Genomic DNA, 318 nt, shown 5'->3' with positions numbered 1-318 from the left:
TGGTGGGCCTCAACCACAAGATGGGCAACCGCGGCACCACCAACACCCTGCTCGCGTTCGGGGACGGAAAACATTACCCGGCAGGACAGTCCGGCGCTATTGGGTTTCTCGTGGGGCAGGAACACCGGGGCCTGTCGTATATGTTCCAGATGATGAACGAGGCCCGGATCGGTGTCGGCTTCCTCGCGATCGCCCTCGGCTACGTGGGATACCTGAAGTCGCTCGACTACGCGACGATCCGAACCCAGGGCCGCCCGCTCGGCGCCAAGGATCCGTCCGCGCCGCCGGTTCCGATCATCGAACACGCCGATGTCCGCC

Annotated in this window: 1 pseudogene; it reads left to right on the top strand. The window is 64.8% G+C overall.

Features of this window, described 5'->3' with window-relative positions:
* Positions 1 to 318, top strand: a pseudogene (locus QM806_RS41030) (acyl-CoA dehydrogenase); the annotation flags it as partial.

The sequence above is a fragment of the Rhodococcus sp. IEGM 1351 genome, from assembly GCF_030056875.1.
Classification (GTDB): Bacteria; Actinomycetota; Actinomycetes; order Mycobacteriales; family Mycobacteriaceae; genus Rhodococcus_F; species Rhodococcus_F opacus.
Note: the sequence above shows the minus strand (reverse complement) of the source record. Positions and strands in the feature narration are given on the sequence as shown.